The organism is Streptococcus sp. 27098_8_66, from assembly GCF_041431945.1.
GTDB classification, from domain to species: Bacteria; Bacillota; Bacilli; order Lactobacillales; family Streptococcaceae; genus Streptococcus; species Streptococcus dentalis.
The window spans coordinates 59,326-78,426 of record NZ_JAPVYS010000002.1 but is presented as its reverse complement, the minus strand read 5'-3'; the positions used below and the strand labels follow the sequence as shown (position 1 = coordinate 78,426).

16 protein-coding genes are annotated in these 19,101 nt (G+C 41.8%); 3 read left to right on the top strand and 13 right to left on the bottom strand.

The features are described 5' to 3' along the window. Nucleotides 1-17: 17 nt before the first annotated feature. The 11 genes from argF to O3642_RS02325 form a co-directional block, all read right to left on the bottom strand. Entirely contained in the window at nucleotides 18-1,034 is a 1,017-nt protein-coding gene (argF, locus tag O3642_RS02375; protein ID WP_135781978.1) for an ornithine carbamoyltransferase, read from the bottom strand. 95 nt (nucleotides 1,035-1,129) lie between these two features. After that, nucleotides 1,130-2,359, bottom strand: a complete 1,230-nt coding sequence (gene arcA / locus O3642_RS02370; RefSeq protein ID WP_003006347.1) for an arginine deiminase — start codon at nucleotides 2,357-2,359, stop codon at nucleotides 1,130-1,132. 239 nt (nucleotides 2,360-2,598) lie between these two features. Then, nucleotides 2,599-3,288: a Crp/Fnr family transcriptional regulator gene (locus O3642_RS02365; RefSeq protein WP_155125628.1), complete on the bottom strand. Its 690-nt coding sequence runs from the start codon at nucleotides 3,286-3,288 to the stop codon at nucleotides 2,599-2,601. A gap of 150 nt (nucleotides 3,289-3,438) precedes the next feature. After that, nucleotides 3,439-4,506 (bottom strand): serine hydrolase, encoded by a 1,068-nt coding sequence (locus O3642_RS02360; protein ID WP_371605313.1) that lies wholly within the window; start codon nucleotides 4,504-4,506, stop codon nucleotides 3,439-3,441. 99 nt (nucleotides 4,507-4,605) lie between these two features. Then, nucleotides 4,606-6,078, bottom strand: coding sequence for a helicase HerA-like domain-containing protein (locus O3642_RS02355; protein WP_371605312.1), 1,473 nt, complete (start codon nucleotides 6,076-6,078; stop codon nucleotides 4,606-4,608). Between the two features lie 210 nt (nucleotides 6,079-6,288). Then, entirely contained in the window at nucleotides 6,289-6,894 is a 606-nt protein-coding gene (gene sodA / locus O3642_RS02350; protein ID WP_003006336.1) for a superoxide dismutase SodA, read from the bottom strand. A gap of 88 nt (nucleotides 6,895-6,982) precedes the next feature. Then, the gene (holA, locus tag O3642_RS02345) at nucleotides 6,983-8,017 is read right to left on the bottom strand and encodes a DNA polymerase III subunit delta (RefSeq protein ID WP_371605311.1); all 1,035 of its coding nucleotides are present in this window, start codon (nucleotides 8,015-8,017) and stop codon (nucleotides 6,983-6,985) included. A 24-nt stretch (nucleotides 8,018-8,041) separates the two neighbouring features. Beyond that, nucleotides 8,042-8,644 carry a DUF805 domain-containing protein gene (locus O3642_RS02340; RefSeq protein ID WP_371605310.1) on the bottom strand — a complete coding sequence of 201 codons (603 nt, stop codon included), beginning with the start codon at nucleotides 8,642-8,644 and terminating at the stop codon, nucleotides 8,042-8,044. 75 nt (nucleotides 8,645-8,719) lie between these two features. After that, the gene (locus O3642_RS02335) at nucleotides 8,720-10,966 is read right to left on the bottom strand and encodes a DNA internalization-related competence protein ComEC/Rec2 (RefSeq protein WP_371605309.1); all 2,247 of its coding nucleotides are present in this window, start codon (nucleotides 10,964-10,966) and stop codon (nucleotides 8,720-8,722) included. Continuing rightward, on the bottom strand, nucleotides 10,947-11,615 hold the full coding sequence (locus O3642_RS02330) for a helix-hairpin-helix domain-containing protein (RefSeq protein WP_371605308.1): 669 nt from the start codon (nucleotides 11,613-11,615) through the stop codon (nucleotides 10,947-10,949). The genes O3642_RS02335 and O3642_RS02330 overlap by 20 nt, the downstream gene beginning before the upstream one ends. 66 nt (nucleotides 11,616-11,681) lie before the next feature. Next, nucleotides 11,682-12,428 (bottom strand): 1-acyl-sn-glycerol-3-phosphate acyltransferase, encoded by a 747-nt coding sequence (locus tag O3642_RS02325; protein ID WP_155171508.1) that lies wholly within the window; start codon nucleotides 12,426-12,428, stop codon nucleotides 11,682-11,684. A gap of 175 nt (nucleotides 12,429-12,603) precedes the next feature. Between O3642_RS02325 and O3642_RS02320 the strand changes: the two genes are divergently transcribed. The 3 genes from O3642_RS02320 to O3642_RS02310 all read left to right on the top strand — a co-directional run bounded on the left by O3642_RS02320 (nucleotide 12,604) and on the right by O3642_RS02310 (nucleotide 16,023). Beyond that, complete coding sequence (locus tag O3642_RS02320; RefSeq protein WP_371605307.1) at nucleotides 12,604-14,943, top strand: cation-translocating P-type ATPase; 2,340 nt, start codon at nucleotides 12,604-12,606, stop codon at nucleotides 14,941-14,943. Nucleotides 14,944-15,023: 80 nt separating this feature from the next. Then, nucleotides 15,024-15,770 carry a tRNA1(Val) (adenine(37)-N6)-methyltransferase gene (locus tag O3642_RS02315; protein ID WP_049474290.1) on the top strand — a complete coding sequence of 249 codons (747 nt, stop codon included), beginning with the start codon at nucleotides 15,024-15,026 and terminating at the stop codon, nucleotides 15,768-15,770. Next, complete coding sequence (locus O3642_RS02310) at nucleotides 15,760-16,023, top strand: GIY-YIG nuclease family protein (RefSeq protein WP_070465557.1); 264 nt, start codon at nucleotides 15,760-15,762, stop codon at nucleotides 16,021-16,023. Before O3642_RS02315 ends, O3642_RS02310 begins: the two co-directional genes overlap by 11 nt. Before the next feature lie 16 nt (nucleotides 16,024-16,039). Here O3642_RS02310 and O3642_RS02305 read toward each other — a convergent pair whose 3' ends face one another. Together O3642_RS02305 and O3642_RS02300 are read right to left on the bottom strand one after the other, a co-directional pair. Continuing rightward, nucleotides 16,040-16,933: an aldose 1-epimerase family protein gene (locus O3642_RS02305; protein WP_371605306.1), complete on the bottom strand. Its 894-nt coding sequence runs from the start codon at nucleotides 16,931-16,933 to the stop codon at nucleotides 16,040-16,042. Between the two features lie 353 nt (nucleotides 16,934-17,286). Next, a complete protein-coding gene (locus tag O3642_RS02300) occupies nucleotides 17,287-18,858 on the bottom strand; it encodes a DEAD/DEAH box helicase (protein WP_371605305.1) in 1,572 nt (523 codons plus the stop codon). Nucleotides 18,859-19,101 lie beyond the last annotated feature (243 nt).

Sequence of the window (19,101 nt, the reverse complement as noted above, 5' to 3'; positions counted from 1 at the left end):
TATACGGTTATAAAGTCTTAAACTTTTGGAATGTACATGTTACCAAGAGTCGCTGCCATAACCGCTTTGATGGTGTGCATACGGTTTTCAGCTTGGTCAAAGTGACGAGCATATTTGCTACGGAACACTTCGTCAGTAACTTCCATTTCTTCTACGCCGAATTTTTCAGCAACATCTTTACCATAAACAGTGTTTGTGTCGTGGAAAGCTGGCAAGCAGTGCAAGAAGATCAAGTCTTCGTTATCAGCTTTCTTAACCAATTCCATGTTTACTTGGTAAGGTTTCAAAAGGGCAACGCGTTCTGCAAATTTGTCTTCTTCACCCATAGATACCCAAACGTCAGTGTAAAGTACATCTGCACCTTTCACAGCTTCATCAGCATCTTCAGTGATCAAAATATGAGCGCCACTTTCTTTTGCGAATCCTTCTGCCAATTCAACAATTTCTTGTTCTGGGAAGAGTTCTTTTGGAGAGAAGATGTGTACGTTCACACCAAGGATTGCACCTGTTACAAGAAGGCTGTTTGCAACGTTGTTACGTCCGTCACCACAGTATACAAGTGTCAAACCTTCCAAACGCCCAAAGTTTTCTTGAACAGTCAAGTAGTCAGCAAGCATTTGAGTTGGGTGCCATTCGTCAGTCAAACCATTCCATACTGGAACACCTGAGAATTCAGCCAATTCTTCAACCATGCGTTGGCTAAATCCACGGAATTCGATACCATCAAACATACGTCCGAGAACTTTTGCAGTATCTTCTGTAGATTCTTTTTTACCAAGTTGGATATCGTTTGCACCTAGGTATTCTGGGTGAGCACCAAGGTCGATTGCTGCAGTAGTGAAGGCTGCACGAGTACGAGTTGAAGTTTTTTCAAACAAAAGCGCAATGTTTTTACCAGCAAGGTAGTGGTGTTCGATGTTGCGTTTTTTAAGGTCTTTCAAGTGAGCTGAAAGTCCGATAAGGTATTCTAACTCTGCACGTGTAAAGTCTTTTTCTGCTAAAAAGCTACGCCCTTGGAATACTGAAGTTGTCATTAATTATCTCCTTTAATTATGCATGATAGGATCCTGTCATTCAGTTTAGAGGGCTCAGTTTAGACACTGAGCCCGTCTAACCTGAAGAAGGATGATTAGATTTCTTCACGTTCGAATGGCATTGACATACAACGAGGTCCACCACGACCGCGAACCAATTCACTTCCGCGGATCTTAATCAAACGAAGTCCGTATTCTTCTAATTTCTTGTTCGTAACAGTGTTACGGTCGTATACTACTACCACACCTGGTGCGATTGTAAGAGTATTTGATCCGTCGTTCCATTGTTCACGTGCAGCAGCAACGACGTTGCCACCTCCACATGGAATCAATGTAACTTTTTCAACACCAAGGTTTTCAGCAAGCAATTCAGCCAAATCACCTTTTTCTTCAACGATCTTCAATTGTTCGTTTTCATAAGTTACAGAGAAGACGCGAAGGTTACCTTGGATTTCTGGGTGGATTGTGAATTTATCGTAGTCCACCATTGTGAATACTGTATCCAAGTGCATGAATTTACGGTTGTTAGCAAATTCGAAGGCCAATACTTTCTTGAAGCCAACGTTCTTCTTGAAGATGTTTACCAACAATTTTTCGATTGATGCAGCATCAGTACGTTGTGAGATACCAACTGCCAATACATCTTTAGAAAGTACCAACTCATCTCCACCTTCGATACGAGTATCTTCTTCACGGTTGTAGACAAGTTCAACTTTTCCACCGTAAACTGGGTGGTATTTGAAGATGTATTTACCATACAAAGTTTCACGGTTACGTGTATCTGCGTACATGTGGTTCAATGATACTGCATTACCAATTGTTGCAAATGGGTCACGTGTGAAGTACAAGTTTGTCATTGGGTCGATAGCAAATGGATAGTCAGATTCAACAAGGTCTGTCAATCCTTTTGCTTCTTCAGGAATTTCTGGAAGTTCAGCTTTTTGAACCCCTTCCATTGTTTTTTCAACCAATTCTTGGTTGTCTTCAATGCTGTGAAGCAATTCACGGATCGCAATTTTTGTTTGGCGTCCACGAATGTTCGCTTCTTCAAGGTATTCTTCGATGAACTGATCGCGAATTTCTGGAGAAGTCAATGACTCAGCAGCCAACTGTTCAAGATAAAGTACTTCGATTCCTTCGTTACGAAGTGCTTCAGCAAATGCGTCGTGTTCTTTTTGAGCATCTTCCAAGAATGGAATATCATCAAAAAGAAGACGTTCAAGATAGTCAGGCATCAAGTTTTCCAACTCTTTACCTGGACGGTGCAAACAAACTTTTTTCAGTTTTCCAATTTCTGAGAAAACATGAATTGGGTGTGTAGACATCTATAGTCCTCCTTTTTTCTTGCGGTTTAGCATAGCTAATCCTGTTTACAGGTTTTATTTTATCACCAATTGGTACCGCTTTCACAAAGGATTCTACTTTTTGAATGCAAAGAATTTGGCATTTTTTTGAATCTTTCCTATTTTTTAGTTAATATGAAGCGTTTTCTTTGCATATTTTGCCTTTTATATCATTTTTATGAATATATATTTTTTTGTAAAAAAATAAAAAGATCAACAAATTAGTTGATCTCTTCAAAACTCTTTAAAAAATAGGCTGTATCTAGAAAAGTTAGTTGTTTTCTCTCATACTGGACCTTATGAGAATCGATGAGTTTCTTTAAAACTTGATTGACGGTTTCTCGAGTTGTGGCTGCTAATTTGGCCATTTCCTTCATACTAATTGGAAATGGAAGCTGATTTCCTAGACTTTCATAGTCCTTGCACAGAATTGCTAAAGATTGAATCACGCGCTCACTAGCACTAGCTGTCACGACATTGCGCAAGCGCAACTCTTGAAATTCTAGGATGGAGGAGATCTTTCTCATAATAAAGAGCAATTGCTCCTTACTCTCTTTGGCATAAAATTCATAAAGATGAACGGGAATAACAAAACAACGTAAATCCGTCACCGCACTAGCTGTATAGTGGTAACGCTCATCCTGGAACATCCCACCATAAGGGAACAAAGCCCCCTTCTTTATATAATCCATATAGGAGAATTGGTCCGACGAATCAAATTGCTCAATACGAGCAAAGCCGTTTGCCAGAAGAAAAAGGCGCTCCCGCTTATCTCCTGCATAAAATAAAATTTGTCCCTTAGGGATATCCCTGGTATGAATTTCAACAGCTAATTTATCAAATAGCTCCACTGGTAGCGCAGAAAAGGCTGGATGCGAGCGAAGCAACAGGTAATCTTCCTTTGTAATCATATCTATACTTTCTCTTATTACTGTTATTAGTATAACATACTTTTCATAGAAAAGAGAAAGAAGTCTCTATAGAACAGAAAAATAATTCGAAACACCAAGTAATTGTTTGTTAGAAAAAAAGGCCTGAGCATAACTCAGACCTTCTGTCGATTATTCATTCATATTGACACGATGCCATTCATTGATAACATATGCCAATTGCCCCAATTGATAAAGACCAACGCCACTGATTTCAGAACTTTCTGGAGTCGTACCTCCAAGTCCTGCAGTGTAAATAGCAACCATATAAGGAGTCGATTCACGGACAATAGCATCTACATTAAGTGCTTCAGCAACATAGCCTGGTTTTTGTTGGATCACCAAATCTGGCAAGAATTTCTTATAGTACTCACCTGGGAAAGATTCCCCAATTAATTCCAGCAAATCTGCATATTTTTCTTGATGATTCCAAAGGTACTCCAAGACATGGATGTAATAATCTGTCGTCGTTTTATTATCTTCGCTAAAGGTTTTGACTTCTGGTGAACGGGATTGACCATAGCGACTGAATAACTTACGCGCTTGCTCTATTCCCCCTAAACGATCTGCTAAGGCATAGGCAGGGGTATTTTCAGAGTAAACCAATGAATAGCGTTGCATATCAGGAATAGACATGGCACCATCGAAGGCAGCAACGTAATTGTCATGCTCCCCTACATATTCATAGTAGGTATTGGTAATGTCAAACCGGTCTGTTAAATTGAGTTTGCCTTTTGCGACCTCATCCACCACCAACATGTTTAATGGTAGCTTATAGGTGCTTCCTCCAGTCATTGGTTGGAGATCATTCATGGCAAATTGCTCTCCTGTAATGGCATTGCGATAAGTGAAGGCAACTTGTGATGGATCAATTTCACTTTCTGCTAGGAAATCCTGAACAACCTCTACCAAACCTTTATTAGCATAATCATAGACTAAGCCATACTCATTCATTGTCTCCCTATCAGCATCTAGCACCGCTTGCTTGGCTTCAGGAGATTTGATACGTGGCTTTTTTGTCTCAGGGGTAGACTTTTCGATATCTTGTTCTTTTGCTTCTTTTGTTTTCTTTGCTTTTTTGTCGATTGCTGATGCTATTGGTTGCGTAACATGCAAGTAGCCCAGTGTACCCGTTCCCGCTATGCACAATAGAATACTGATCGCAATCATGATCGAGCGTAGCTTCAAATAGTTTTTCATATAAGTTTTATTATAAAAGATTCTACAAAAAATAACAAGGCATATCAGGTGAGGAAAACGATTTCTCCTTAAATACCTTTTTACGCTACCTCTAGACTGTCATTTCCGTTTAAAGGAGCCCATAATCAGCTTAGCGATCTCACGCGCAATCGTTCGGAATAAGGAACTCAAGAAGGAATCTTTTGCCTTTTCAAGACTAGATTTTCTTGGACGACCTGGACTACGTTTTTGAGCCGCCTTATCTGCTGCAGCCTCTTCCTTTTCTGCTTCTTTTTGCTCTTTTTCTTGTACTTCCTTGCTTGCTTTAGCTGCTAATTTTTCATAGGCAGATTCCCGATCAATCGTCGTCGCATACTTTTGATGGAAAGGCGATGTTGTGATCAAGGCCAATTGTTCACTCTCATTTAAGAGGTCAAAACTCGATTGAGGAGAGAGAATATAAGCACGCTCAACCACACTAGGCTGTCCCTTTTCATTCAGGAAAGAAACCAAGGCTTCCCCTGTCCCTAATTCTGTGATTACTGTTTCTGTATCAAAGTCTGGATTCGGACGAAAACTTTGGGCAGCAACCTTAATCGCCTTCATTTCTTTTGGTGTATAAGCTCGAAGTGCATGCTGAACACGATTTCCAAGCTGTGCCAAAACAGATTCTGGAAGGTCTTGAGGATTTTGGGTAATAAAGTAAATCCCTACACCCTTCGAACGAATTAGGCGTACCACTTGCTCAACCTTCTCAAGAAAGAGCTTGCTTGCATCCTTAAAGAGGAGATGAGCTTCATCAAAGAAGAAGACCAATTTTGGCTTTTCAGGATCCCCAACCTCTGGAAGTGTTTCAAAAAGACGAGACAGCATCCAAATCAAAAAGGTTGAGTACAATTTTGGTGAATGAAAGAGCTTTGTAGCCGAAAGAATATTGATATAACCACGACCAGATGCATCGAGTTGCATGAAGTCATTTAAATCAAGTGCGGGCTCTCCGAAAAACTGGTCTGCTCCTTCTTCTTCAAGAACCAAGAGACTTCTTTGGATCGCTCCGACAGATTGTTTGGTGATATTGCCATATTGGGCCGAATAGTCTGAACTGTGTTCATAGACTTCCTTTAAAAGGCTTTGCAGGTCCTTCAAATCAATCAAGGGCCAATCTTTCTCTTGGGCCACTTTAAAGACAATTGCGAGAATTCCTGATTGGGTTTCATTCAAATCAAGCAGACGAGAAAGAAGCAATGACCCCATCCCTTCGACCGTCGCACGAACAGGATGACCAGCTTGGCCAAAGACGTCCCACAATCGAACAGGGAAAGCTTGTGGCTCAAACGGATCTGTGATCCCAAGAAGCTTGTAGCGTTCTTCCAGTTTTGGTGTCCATTGCCCTGCTTTGGCTAAGCCAGATAAATCTCCCTTGATATCGGCTAGAAAGACCGGAATGCCTTCTTTGCTTAATTTTTCTGTGAGGACCTTGAGCGTAACCGTTTTTCCTGTTCCTGTTGCACCTGCAATCAAGCCATGACGATTCAACATCCGCAAATAGATAGGCGTTTCAACGGCTCCTTTAGTAATGGTAATACTAGTCATTTCATTTCTCCCTGAATGTTTCAGTTTTCATTTTAAGGTTTATCTTTTCCTTTCCTAGGCCCTTCAAACCAGGTTTCAGACAAGTAAGACACACTCCTACTAGTGTATCATTTTCCTGACCAAACGCAAGAAATTATACTCCGATTTTTCGGATGCAAATAAAAAAATCTATAAGAGCCAATACTTGCTCTTATAGATTCCTTCATTTTATTATTTTGCTGCTGCAAACAATTCATTAACTTTATTCCAGTTGATCACTGAGAAGAAAGCTTTGATGTAGTCAGGGCGTACGTTACGGTATTTCACGTAGTAGGCATGTTCCCAAACATCCAAACCAAGGATTGGTGTTTTACCTTCAGAGATTGGTGTATCTTGGTTTGCTGTTGAAGTCACTTCGAGTTTGCCTTCTTTGTTGACAACCAACCATGCCCAGCCAGAACCAAAACGTGTTGTTGCTGCTGCTGTGAAGGCTGCTTTGAAATCTTCAAATGAACCAAATGTAGCATCAATCGCTGCAGCAAGTTCTGCTGAAGGAGCTGTTTGTTCTGGAGTCATCAATTCCCAGAAAAGAGCATGGTTCAAATGACCACCACCATTGTTGATCACAGCTTGGCGAATGTCAGCTGGAATGGATTCAACATCAGCTAACAAGCTTTCAAGGTCTTCTCCAATTTCAGGATGTTTTTCAAGAGCTGCATTCACATTGTTTACATATGTTTGATGGTGTTTATCATGGTGCAAATGCATGGTTTCTTCATCGATATAAGGTTCCAATGCATCATAAGCATATGGTAATTCTGGTAAAATGATAGCCATTTTATGGTCCTCTTTTCTTTATTACTGACTTGATGATAACGCAAACAGCTAAATTATTCAACTAATCTGCTTGCGATTTCATTCATCGTTAGATGCTATTCGCTACTTTCAACAGGGCCAAATCAAATAAGTAGTCTTTTTCATATGTTCCACTTTTAATCGCATAATCCGTCTCGATGAAGGTTATCATAGCTTGCTTCAAAAAGGACAAGGAAAGCCTGCGGCTATCCCTTAAGGCAAACTTCACCTGATAAGGATTGACCTTGCGTCCTGACAAGTCCGACAAGCTCGCTACAATTTGGCTTTCGGATTGGCCTTCTTCTGAGAAAATTTTAACTTGAGAAAACATTCGGAATTGTCCCAACAAAATAGCGATCAATTTTATTTCATCTTCTCCTTGTAAGCGGAGATCCTTAACCAAATTCCGGGCTTGATCGATTTGGCGTTTGAGAATCATCTGTGTCAGATCAAAAATATTATCTTGCAAGGACTTTGGAACAACCTCCTTGATATCTTGGAGGGTAATCTGACCATCTTCTTTATAAGCCTGCAACAGAGCGAGATTCTTCTGTAACTCTCCAAAATCATAGCCAGATTTTAAGAGTAGCTGGTCCAAGGAATCGCCCACAAAGTGTAAGCCCAATTCTTGCGCCTGACCAGAAAAATAACGCTTTAAATCTTGCTCTTTAGGAGTGGTCGCTTCAATGATTTGGGCATCCCGTTTTAGGAGTTTGACCAAGCGGCGCTTACTATCTAATTTTCCTTCTGCAAATATCAGCAAACGGGTCGATTCAGAAGGATTTTCCAGATAGTTTTCAAATTGTTTCAGATCTTCATCGGTTAAATTGCGTTTCTTGGCAGTGGTTAGATCCAATAAGTGATCCAAAATCACGATTTTTTCATCTGCAAAAAAAGGAAGACTGACCAAATCCAGCTCGACCTCAGCATAAGAGGCTTCCTTCATATCAAAATAAGAATAATTCAAATCTGAAGGATCATAGCCTATTTTTTTTAAAATGTCTTTTTTTAACCATTCAAATTGACCTACATCCTCACCCGTCAAGACAAGAATAGGAGGCAGAGTTTGAACCGTCAGATGTTTAGTGTCGGTAATTGCTTGCATGAAACTCTCTTATCTTTTATCAGTTTAGTGGATTTCGTGTTCAGCAGCCATCTTTTGTTCCAATGGTGGTTTTTCATCAGACAAATCAGGTGCTGCTACAAAATTTGGAATTTGCTCAAACGAGTTGCCGCCAAAGCTCCCCCCTGTCGCTGTGACCTGTGGTTCAGAAGCCACTCCCATAGGAGTTTCTACTGGTTGTGGGAAGGTGTTTTTCCCTGGAAGCATCATGAGAATCAAGAGAGAAATAACTGTAATCCCCAAAAGAAATAGGAAAATATCTAGCCCCGTCAACAAATAGAGCAGAACCGGACCAAGGTTCAAAAAAATCCAAGACCAATGGATTCCCGCATCCCGCAAGCGACGTACACAAATGGCTTGACTGGGTACTAAAATGAGGAAGTAAAAGAATGCTAAGAAAGCGAGCGCCCATAAACCTGTCTTAGAATGAACAGCTGAAAAATTGAGCGTTTCTTGAGCATTTTGATGGGATAAAGAGGCCACGATATAAAAAACCCAAAGAGGCAACGAAATCAGGGAATTCCAGAAAAAAGCTAGCCAAAAATGGGCCCGACTGGTCTTACTTGAAAAATCTGCATACTGTATCCAAAATTGCTTAAATGCGTTCATACGATTCTACCTTTACATTGATTTCACTTTCTATAATAGCAATTTTCAGCATAGAAAGCAAACCTCTCCTCATCTCTAGCGGACCGTTTCTACCCTCCAATGGTCCCACCCAATCAAGCGAATCGCTCCTCTTTCATCGGTACGAAGATAAGAAATGGATCGTTCCTCTAGACGATCGAGCAATTCTTTGTGAGGATGCTGGTAGCGATTTTTCTTTCCAACAGAGATCAAGGCCAATTGAGGATGTAACTGGTCTAAAAACACATCACTAGAGGAACCTTTTGATCCGTGGTGGCCTACTTTCAAGACATCCACTTGTAATTGTGGATCGTTTTTCAATAGTTTTTTCTCTCCAGCTTCTTCCAAATCACCCGTGAACAAAAATCGTTTCTGATAGAACTGTCCATAGAGGACAATCGAATCATCATTTTTACCATCCCCCACTTCATCAGGGGATAAGACTTCTAGATGATGATCAAAAATAGGAAGTTGATCCCCTCTTTGGACTACTTTAATCGGACTATGAAGCTGTTTCAATTTCTCTCGAAATTGAGAATTAGTTAGACTACCTGGACTGACATACACTTTTTTAACTGGGATTTGTTTGGCAACCTCCACCATATCTCCCATATGGTCCTGGTCTGTATGAGTCAAGACTAAAGCATCGAGTTTTCCAACACCTCGACTCTTGAGATAGGGAATCAAGGTTTGATCCGCATTGGCAGATTGACTGCGCTTTTGCCACTTTTCTCCACTTTTAAAAGTGACGCGTCCTCCGACATCAATCAATATGGTTCTTCCTTTCCAATCACGTAAAAAGATACTATCTCCTTGACCGATATCCACCATGGTGATCTCATTTTCTAAAGGATGCTTGGTCCAACAAAAGATGAGTAGAATCATGCCTATTAACAGGAAACGACGTTTTTTTTGCTTTCGAAGATCATACAAGATCCCTAAAAGAAGGAAGAGAGCGATCAGAGCTGGTCCCGTTGGCTGACCAAATACCAAAGGTAGCGACGTGAGCTTTGAAATCCAACGAATACACTCCTCTATGAGAAGAAAGAAACTGTTAAAAATGGTAAGGGGCTTTAGAATCGATAAGATAAATAGCACCGTTAAACCTGGAAGAAGGACAAGGTCAAATAAGAAAGAAAAGAGGAAGGTTAAAGGGAGTGACCAGGGTTGAAAGACGCTAAAGTAATAGGTCAAAAGGGGCAAAATCCCCAGGCTAATCCAGAAACTTTCCACTAGTATCTTTTTAAGTCCTGAATAAGAGCTGGTATCTACCAAGGTCAAAATAAAGGCATAGGCACAACTCAAGACCCCTCCAGCTGTCAGGAGAAACTTGGGCATGAGCAACATTAAGATCATCAAGGTCATCGCCATATTCTCCATCCCTCGGACCCCCTTTTGAGAGAGGATCTTCTGCAAGAGGCTGCGAACCACTGAAACAGAAAAACCTGTCAAGCCAGCATAGACCAAAGAAATTGGAACCATCCAGATATCGACTGTCTCTTGCAAGATTCCTAAACGTAAGAGAGCTTTCCGGATCCCATTGATGAAAAAGCCAACCTGCATCCCAGATAAGGCGAATAAATGGATGATTCCTAAACTCGTGTAAAGCTGGTCCATCTCTTCAAAATCCGTATCTAAATAGCCAAAAAGAAGGCCGGTCATATACTGGTTCATCGGTTGCGGAAAGTGCTTCTTGCTCCAAACAATGGCTTGGCGCCTCCATTGAGATAGGCAATCGAAAACATTCCAAGTTTGGATAGGGAGAGCAGATTGGATCGTTTCAATTTTTATTTGATAGTGAATGCCCTGTGTTTCCAAATAAGACCGGTAGTCAAATCCTCTAAAATTTCGCTGCCCTTCTGGCTCTTCTATAGCACCTTTATACGTCAACTCCAACAAATGAGTTTGACTTTGCCAATGCTGTTTTTCTTTTTCTGATTTTAAAGTGTAGAAGACTTGGTAGGTCCTTCCCTGATTTTTAGCACGAAAAGACAAGGCGTCCCCATTGATCTTGATGGTATCTGGGATCAGATGTAAATGGGCTGGGGGCTGACTTTCTACTTGTACTGGATGATCTTGTATTCGCTGAAAGACAAAGAAGGCCGCAAAACAAAGGATTGCTAAAGCAAGCCCTAGCAAACTTGAGCGCTCCCCTTTATAGTGATGAACCGCTAAAATTCCCACTACTACTAGACCGCTGATCGAAAGCCAAGATGGTTGATAAACACTAAAATACAACCATAGGAGTACAAAGGCGAGATGGACAAGCGAAAAAGGAAGGTTTTTAATCCACCGTGAAAGCATCTCTTAGTTTCTCCAGTGTTTTCTCTCCGATTCCTGAAACATTCTTCAGATCATCCACTGATCGAAAAGGACCATTTGCCTCGCGATAGGCGATAATGTCCTGGGCACGTTTCTGGCCAATGCCCGATACGGTCTGGAGCTCTGTCTCTGTCGCTCGATTTAAATGAACCTTGCCTGTTTTTTCTGCTGGCGCTGACGAAGTTGCAGGACTTTCTGAACTTCCAAGTGCTGGAACATCCTCTCCTTCTTTAGCAACATAGATCACTGCTTCATCGGAGAGTTTTTGCGCCAAGTTGACTGATTGGCTATTGGCATCTGCTGTCATCCCACCCGCCTTATGAATGGCATCGTGGACTCTGCTATCTGAGCGCAACTCATAGACACCTGGTTGTTTGACGGCTCCTTTGACATCGACCGTAATGATCTCGGGTGCATCAGACACAGAAGTCGCCGTCTTTTCTTCTTTGGAACTAGCGGTCTGCACCTTTTCTTTGCTCGAAGTTGAACTAGAAGACTGATAAAAATCCGGTATGGTGGATGCACTTGACTGAGGTCGATGAAAAAGAAAATACCCTCCAAGTAAGAGTCCGATAGCAGTAAGAGCTAAAAAGAGCTTATATTCTTTGATTTTTTCGATGATATCCTCCATAAGAAACCTCCTCTCACTTTTATTATTCGTAAAAATAAAAAAAACTGAGCAAAACTCTCAGTTTTTTTACTTGTTTTTCCGATGTTTGTCTGGATCCCATACAAAGCTTGCTAGGTAACTAAAGATCAAGGTCAAGATGCCAACGACTAAGACAAGGGGAATCAAAAGGATTTTTAACAAACGAATCAAGATAAAAGGTTTTGTTGGGGTGTTGATCGCTTGTGCTTCCGCATCCAAGCGATCAAACTCCTCTTGGATACGGCGGGCAACTTCTGCCACTCCTTCGTCATTCATCTTTTTAATATCCGAAATATCAATGGGATGTCCAAAGTTCATATCAATGCGTTCACCCGTTGCCAACCCTTTCAAGTCTCTTGGACCAGTATAAGTCACTGGCATGATACGGACCTTCGCCATTTTGGCAATGATGGCAACACCGCCTTTGACGTCTTGAGAATGACGGCTTCCACTTGGGAACATAATCAAGGAACGGTTGCTCTTTTTCAGCATATTGACAGGATACTTAATAGCTTCTGCTCCTGGATTTTCACGGTCGATCGGAAAAGCCCCACACATGCGAATCCACCAGCCAAAAATACGATTGGTGAAGAGCTCTTTTTTCGCCATAAAGATAAATTGCTTTGGCTTGGTCGCAAAGGCCATATAGACTGGATCCCACCAAGTTCGGTGAGGGGATACCAAGATGTAGTTCTCTTCTCGATCTGGAATATTGTCCTTATGATGGTAATGGGCATTCCCATTTAAAACCCACAGAATAAAGGCAACAAGGCCACGTAAATAGGTATAAAACATAGTTGTTCCTCAAATCCATTTCATTCGTCTCTCTACAAGATATTTCATCCTGTAAAAGGTTCTTTCTTATTATACCGTATCCTGATTTTGACCGCAAACTTTTTTTAGATAGAAATTGTCTCAGCGGACCGATTCTAGATAGTCTTTTTTTCAAAAAAATGATATCATATTGTCTATGGAAACTATTGATTTAAAGGGCTTGTCCCTCAGTGAAGTCCGCAAGAAAATGGATCGCGGACAAACCAATGATTTTACAACGAATACAAGTACCAGCACCTGGCAAATTATCAAGCGCAACGTCTTCACCTTGTTTAATACCTTAAACTTTGTGATTGCTGTGGCCTTAGCTGCTGTACAGGCTTGGAGCAATATGATCTTTTTCGCAGTCATTTGCTTCAATGCCATTACAGGGATCATGACCGAGATGCGCGCTAAGCGGATGATTGATAAACTCAACCTCATGAGTCGAGAGCTAGTGACTGTCATTCGTGACGGGGAAAAAGATGCGATTCCACCAGAAAAGCTTGTTCTCGGTGATTTAATGCTCTTATCTTCGGGTGAGCAGATCCCTAGTGATGCCGAAGTCATGTCCGGTATTGCAGAAGCCAATGAGGCTATGCTGACTGGTGAGAGTGATCTGGTCTTAAAAGAAGTTGGCGATGAACTGCTTTCTGGTAGTTATATTGCCAGTGGTCAAGTCTATGCCCGTGTCAAGCGAGTTGGAGCAAACAACTATGCCAACAAACTGATGATGGAAGCCAAAACCTTGAAGCCTATCAATTCGCGTATTCTTTATAACTTAGCGAAAATTTCGAGCTTCACTGGTAAAATTATCATCCCATTTGGCCTTGCCCTCTTCTTTGAAGCACTGTTGATCAAGATGTTACCGATCAAGGATTCTGTCGTGAATTCTTCCACAGCTCTCTTGGGAATGTTGCCAAAGGGAATCGCTTTACTGACAGTTACGTCTCTTTTGACAGCGGTGATTAAGCTCGGTATGCGCAAGGTTCTTGTCCAAGAAATGTACTCAGTAGAAACCCTGGCGCGTGTGGATACCTTGTGTCTTGATAAGACCGGTACCATCACTCAAGGGAAGATGACAGTCGAATCTCTCCATAGCTTATCTGATCATTTTTCTGAGGAAACCATCAAAGTTATCCTTTCAGCATACATGCAAAATAGCGAGGACACCAATCCTACTGCTCAAGCTATTCGCAAGGCTTATGGAGAGTTGGAGCATGCTTATACTGCAGAAAACATTATTCCTTTCTCAAGCGATCGGAAATGGGGAGCCATGCACCTCTCCAATCTTGGCACCGTCTTTCTCGGTGCTCCTGAAATGCTCCTTCAAGAAAATCCAACTGCTGTCGTCGAAGCACAAGGCCGTGGATCGCGCGTTCTCGTCTTAGCCCACAGTTCAGAACGGATCAGCATGCAAGAATTGAAACTGCCTGAAAATCTTGAAGGAATTGCCGTTATTGAGATTACGGACCCCATTCGTGAAGGGGCTTCTGATACCCTCGAGTATCTTCGCTCTGAAGGCGTGGATCTTAAGATCATCTCTGGTGACAACCCTGTAACAGTCTCTTATATTGCTCAACAAGCGGGCTTCAAAAACTACGAAAACTACATCGATTGTTCTACTATCTCGGATGATCAATTAGTGGATCAAGCAGAGGAAACAGCCATCTTTGGACGCGTGTCTCCTCACCAAAAGAAACTGCTCATCCAAACCTTGAAAGCAGCTGGTCGGACGACAGCTATGACTGGAGACGGGGTCAATGATATCCTCGCTCTTCGTGAAGCTGACTGCTCCATCGTAATGGCTGAAGGAGATCCTGCAACCCGTCAAATTGCCAATATCGTTCTTTTGAACTCTGACTTTAATGATGTTCCAGAAATTCTATTCGAAGGTCGTCGTGTGGTCAATAACATTGGACGAATCGCTCCGATTTTCTTCATCAAAACGATCTATTCCTTCCTCTTGGCTATTATCTGTATCGCCAGTGCCCTTTTCTTCAACGTCAATTATTTGCTGATTTTTCCATTCATCCCTATTCAAATCACCTTGATTGACCAATTCGTCGAAGGGTTCCCACCATTTGTGTTGACCTTTGAACGCAATATCAAACCGGTTGAAAAACACTTCTTAAGACGTTCCCTTCTGTTAGCCTTACCAAGCGCCTTGATGGTCGTCTTTAGCGTCTTGTTCATTCGCCTTTGGGGAGCAAGCCATGGTTGGTCTGCAGCCGATATGTCTACTGTATCCTATTACTTACTTGGATCCATCGGTTTCCTATCCGTCATCCGTGCCTGCCTTCCACTAAATATCTGGCGAGCCCTCCTCATCCTCTTCTCTGTTGTAGGATTCTACGCATCTGCGGTCGTGCTAAAAAACTTGATCGAGATTTCCCTCCTTACAGCCACTACTTTCCCAGTTTATCTGGCATTGATGGCTATCTTTACAGGAGTCTTTATCCTCACTACGATTCTCCAAAAATATGAATTTGATTAAAAAAGTTGAGAGTTTTTACTCTCAATTTTTTATGTTTTATCGATCTTTCCCCAAGCCTCTTTTCATGCTATAATAGAGCCATGACAGATATCGAATTAAAAGACGGCGAGCGCGTCAATCAGCTCTTTTCAAGTGATGTGAAAATTATACAAAATCGGGAAGTCTTTAGTTACTCCGTGGATAGCGTCCTCCTCTCGCGCTTTCCAAAATTGCCCAAGCGGGGCTTGATCGTAGATCTCTGCGCTGGAAATGGGGCCGTGGGACTTTTTGCAAGTACCCGAACAGAGGCCCAGATCATTGGTGTCGAAATTCAGGAACGTCTAGCGGATATGGCTACCCGCTCCATTGCCCTCAATGACTTGAACCAGCAAATGTCCATGATCACCGATGACCTTAAGCATTTGCCTCAACATATCAAGGGCAGTAAGGTGGATATTATCCTCTGCAATCCTCCTTATTTCAAGGTAGATGAGCATTCCAATCTCAATGAGAGTGAACACTACCTCTTAGCTCGACATGAAATTACGACCAACTTAGATGAGATTTGCCATGTGGCCCAGCGGGTTCTCAAATCAAATGGTCGCTTAGCGATGGTCCATCGTCCAGATCGCTTTTTAGATATCATCGAAACCATGAAGCGTTACAATCTTGCACCTAAGCGGATCCAGTTTGTCTATCCCAAAATGACCAAAGAGGCGAATATGTTGTTGATTGAGGCGATCAAGGATGGCTCACTGGATGGTTTAAAAATTCTGCCTCCCCTCTTTATTCACAATGAAGACGGCAGCTATACAGACGAGATTCATGAGATCTACTATGGAAACTAAGGCTTACATGTATGTCCTAGAGTGTGCGGATGGCTCCCTCTACACTGGCTACACCACGGATGTCGAAAAACGCCTAAAGACTCACAATGCTGGAAAAGGCGCCAAATACACACGGGCTCGCCTCCCCGTTAAACTTCTTTACAAAGAATCCTATCCAGATAAACCCTCTGCGATGTCTGCCGAAGCTCTCTTTAAAAAGAAATCCCGCCAGGAAAAGCTAAACTATATCAAAAAAAACCGTCGGACTCCATAGTCCAACGGTTTTTCATTTACAAAATGGTGATACGGTACTGATGACTCCGCGTCTCTTGAGGGGCCAACTGGATCACACCTTTTTTGTCTTCGAAGAAATCGCCCTCTTCTGCAGATGTGGAAATACCTGTCCAAGGCTCTAAGGCAATGAAGGGGCCCTTGTTATTAGTAGACCAAAGGACCAGATTTTCAAAATCTGCAAAATCAAATTCCAAACCTTTACCTGATTTTTTCGAGATAAGCTTCACAGATTTAGAGGCTAACTGATCTAAAATAATGGCATCTTTTTCAAATAGTTCATGTCGCAAAGGTAGGCTACGCTTATGATCGAAAAATGGCGTCCGCTGCAGGCGATCGACCAATCCAGTTTCTGTGAACAAGAGAGGGACGCTGCAGGTTTCTTCTTTTTCAAAAATCAACTCGTAGTCTTCATAGTCTTCATCTGCTAAAAGGGGACAATGAAAAGCTGGATGCCCTCCAATGAAATAAGGCATGACTTGATCAGACTCTAGATTTTGTACACGATAGGTGATAGTGATTTCTTTCCCTTGCAATTCATAAACGATTTCAACTCGAAAATGGTAGGGATAATTTTGCAGGCTCTCTTCGTTAGAGGTGATTTCAAAGACAAGACGATTGTCTGTTTGTTCTTTGAGTTCAAACTCTCTCTTGCGAATGAGGCCGTGTCTTGGAAGCTGGCCTGTCTTCACTCCATCTTTTAGATGATACTGCACTTGGCCATTACGAACACTCCCGCAAATCGGAAACAGAACCGGCGCTTGTCCTGACCAATACTCTGGATCCCCTTGCCAGAGATATTCTATGCCTTCTTTACTTCTAATGGAGCTCAATTCCCCTCCAAATGTCTTAAAGTGCACTTCTAGATCATCATTTTTTAATGCAATCACCATGGACGCCACCTCTTTATAATTAATATAGTTATCATATTCATTATAACCTTTTAGCTAAGATTGTCAATTTTTATCTTTTTAGTTAAAAATTTTTAAAAAAAGAAGAAAAAAACCTTGACAAAGCTTAGAAATAATTGTAAACTTAATATGTTAACAGAAAAATTCCTTTTTAGGAATCCGTTCTTTCTGTTTTCTGACTTTTTTAGGATGCTCCTTATCATGATACATTTTTTCTAAAAGGGTCAGTTATCATTTAGGTCTCCTTATAAATATACAAGGGTTAACAGCAAGTTAACCCTTGTATTTTTGATTTTCATTTTAAAGACGACCTATTACTAGACCGTCTTTAAAATTTATTTATCCCCTTTATTGCGGATGACAAAGCCATTTTTCTTTTCATTGGAAGTGCGATGAGGACGTTTATTACCTTTGCCCTCAAAGTCTCGGCTATTTTTATTGGACTTGCGTTTGAAATCACGGCGTCCACCTTCACGGTCATCTCTGCGATTTCGATCACGGCGTTGGTCTCCACGACGGCCATTTCCACGGCCCCCTTTGCCTTTCCCACCAAAGCCACCACCAGATGGTTTAAATGGCAATGGTTTTTCACGCGCAATTTCAACTTCTGGAAGACTATCTGGATCTTGAACGGTCAAGCTTAAGATATACATAGCCAATTCTTCAGGAGTGAATTCTGCAGCCAATTTGCGAGCATCTTTACCAAACTTCTCAAAGTTAGTCCGGATTTTCTCATCCTCAAAGTCTCGCTCAATTTTCTTCAGCGCTACTTGTTTTTTCGCTTGGAAGGCTTCTTCTGCTGTTGCAGGTTTCATTCCCTTCATCCGCTTTTTGGTCAAGTTCTCAATGATTTGCAAATAGCCCATTTCATTTGGCGAAACAAAGGTAATGGATTGCCCTGTTTTCCCAGCACGACCTGTCCGTCCGATCCGGTGAACATAGCTTTCTGGATCTTGTGGAATATCGTAGTTGTAGACATGGGTCACACCTGAAATGTCCAACCCACGTGCCGCAACGTCCGTTGCCACCAAGACGTCCAAGTTCCCATTTTTAAAGTCACGAAGGACACGGAGACGTTTGTTTTGATCCAAATCTCCGTGAATCCCTTCTGCTCGGAAACCACGGATCTTCAAGCCACGCGTCAATTCATCGACCCGGCGTTTAGTCCGACCAAAGACAATGGCAAGCTCCGGTTGCTCGACATCCATCAATCGAGTCATGGTATCAAACTTTTCGCCTTCTTTGACACGAATATAGTATTGATCGACCAAGTCGGTGGTCAATTCTTTGGCCGCAATCTTAACGTGTTCGGGCTCTTTCATAAACTGAACACCAATGCGTTTAATGGCTTCTGGCATCGTTGCTGAAAAGAGCAAGGTTTGACGTGTTTCTGGAACACGGCTAATGATAGCTTCGATATCTTCCAAAAAGCCCATGTTAAGCATTTCATCTGCTTCATCCAAGATCAAGGTTTCAATATGATCGAGTTTCAAGGCCTTGCGCTTGATCAAATCTAGCAAGCGTCCAGGGGTTCCCACAACGATATGAGCACCTGACTTCAAGGCTTTGATTTGCTTTTCAATGCTTGATCCACCATAGACAGAGCGGACTTTGACACCCTTGCTGCGTCCAAAACGGAAGAGTTCTTCCTGACTTTGAACCGCCAACTCACGTGTCGGGGCAATAACAAGGGCTTGGATTACTGTGTTATCAACATCAATCTTCTCCAAAGTTGGAAGACCAAAAGCAGCCGTTTTACCGGTCCCTGTTTGCGCTTGACCGATGACATCTTTTCCTTCAAGAGCCAACGGAATGGTTTGTTCCTGGATCAGGCTCGCTTCTACAAAGCCAGCTTTTTCGATTTCTGCTAATAATTCAGCAGATAAGTTAAATTCATTGAATTTCAATTCTTTCTTCTTTCTAAAAAGTGGTGCGAAGCCACTTTATCACACTTCTTTTCAATGCGAAAACGCACTGATTGCATAGGAAGTCTCCTTCCCGGTTACCTGTCGCAAGACTCATCTAAAGGAAAACCCAATCGTTTTTTTATGGAATTCCCTTCTGCGAAAAATGTTTTCGCACTAGCGGATTTGGTTGATTAAAGTCGTTTTCCAAACGAAAAGACACCAAGATCCTCCTTGTGGGAGATT

Coding starts and splice junctions, on each gene's coding strand:
- O3642_RS02315 (WP_049474290.1), top strand. CDS start 15,024: ATGACAGATATCGAATTAAAAGACGGCGAGCGCGTCAATCAGCTCTTT.
- arcA (WP_003006347.1), bottom strand. CDS start 2,359: ATGTCTACACACCCAATTCATGTTTTCTCAGAAATTGGAAAACTGAAA.
- O3642_RS02310 (WP_070465557.1), top strand. CDS start 15,760: ATGGAAACTAAGGCTTACATGTATGTCCTAGAGTGTGCGGATGGCTCC.
- holA (WP_371605311.1), bottom strand. CDS start 8,017: ATGCAAGCAATTACCGACACTAAACATCTGACGGTTCAAACTCTGCCT.
- O3642_RS02330 (WP_371605308.1), bottom strand. CDS start 11,615: ATGGAGGATATCATCGAAAAAATCAAAGAATATAAGCTCTTTTTAGCT.
- O3642_RS02355 (WP_371605312.1), bottom strand. CDS start 6,078: ATGACTAGTATTACCATTACTAAAGGAGCCGTTGAAACGCCTATCTAT.
- O3642_RS02365 (WP_155125628.1), bottom strand. CDS start 3,288: ATGATTACAAAGGAAGATTACCTGTTGCTTCGCTCGCATCCAGCCTTT.
- sodA (WP_003006336.1), bottom strand. CDS start 6,894: ATGGCTATCATTTTACCAGAATTACCATATGCTTATGATGCATTGGAA.
- argF (WP_135781978.1), bottom strand. CDS start 1,034: ATGACAACTTCAGTATTCCAAGGGCGTAGCTTTTTAGCAGAAAAAGAC.
- O3642_RS02360 (WP_371605313.1), bottom strand. CDS start 4,506: ATGAAAAACTATTTGAAGCTACGCTCGATCATGATTGCGATCAGTATT.
- O3642_RS02325 (WP_155171508.1), bottom strand. CDS start 12,428: ATGTTTTATACCTATTTACGTGGCCTTGTTGCCTTTATTCTGTGGGTT.
- O3642_RS02335 (WP_371605309.1), bottom strand. CDS start 10,966: ATGCTTTCACGGTGGATTAAAAACCTTCCTTTTTCGCTTGTCCATCTC.
- O3642_RS02305 (WP_371605306.1), bottom strand. CDS start 16,933: ATGGTGATTGCATTAAAAAATGATGATCTAGAAGTGCACTTTAAGACA.
- O3642_RS02340 (WP_371605310.1), bottom strand. CDS start 8,644: ATGAACGCATTTAAGCAATTTTGGATACAGTATGCAGATTTTTCAAGT.
- O3642_RS02320 (WP_371605307.1), top strand. CDS start 12,604: ATGGAAACTATTGATTTAAAGGGCTTGTCCCTCAGTGAAGTCCGCAAG.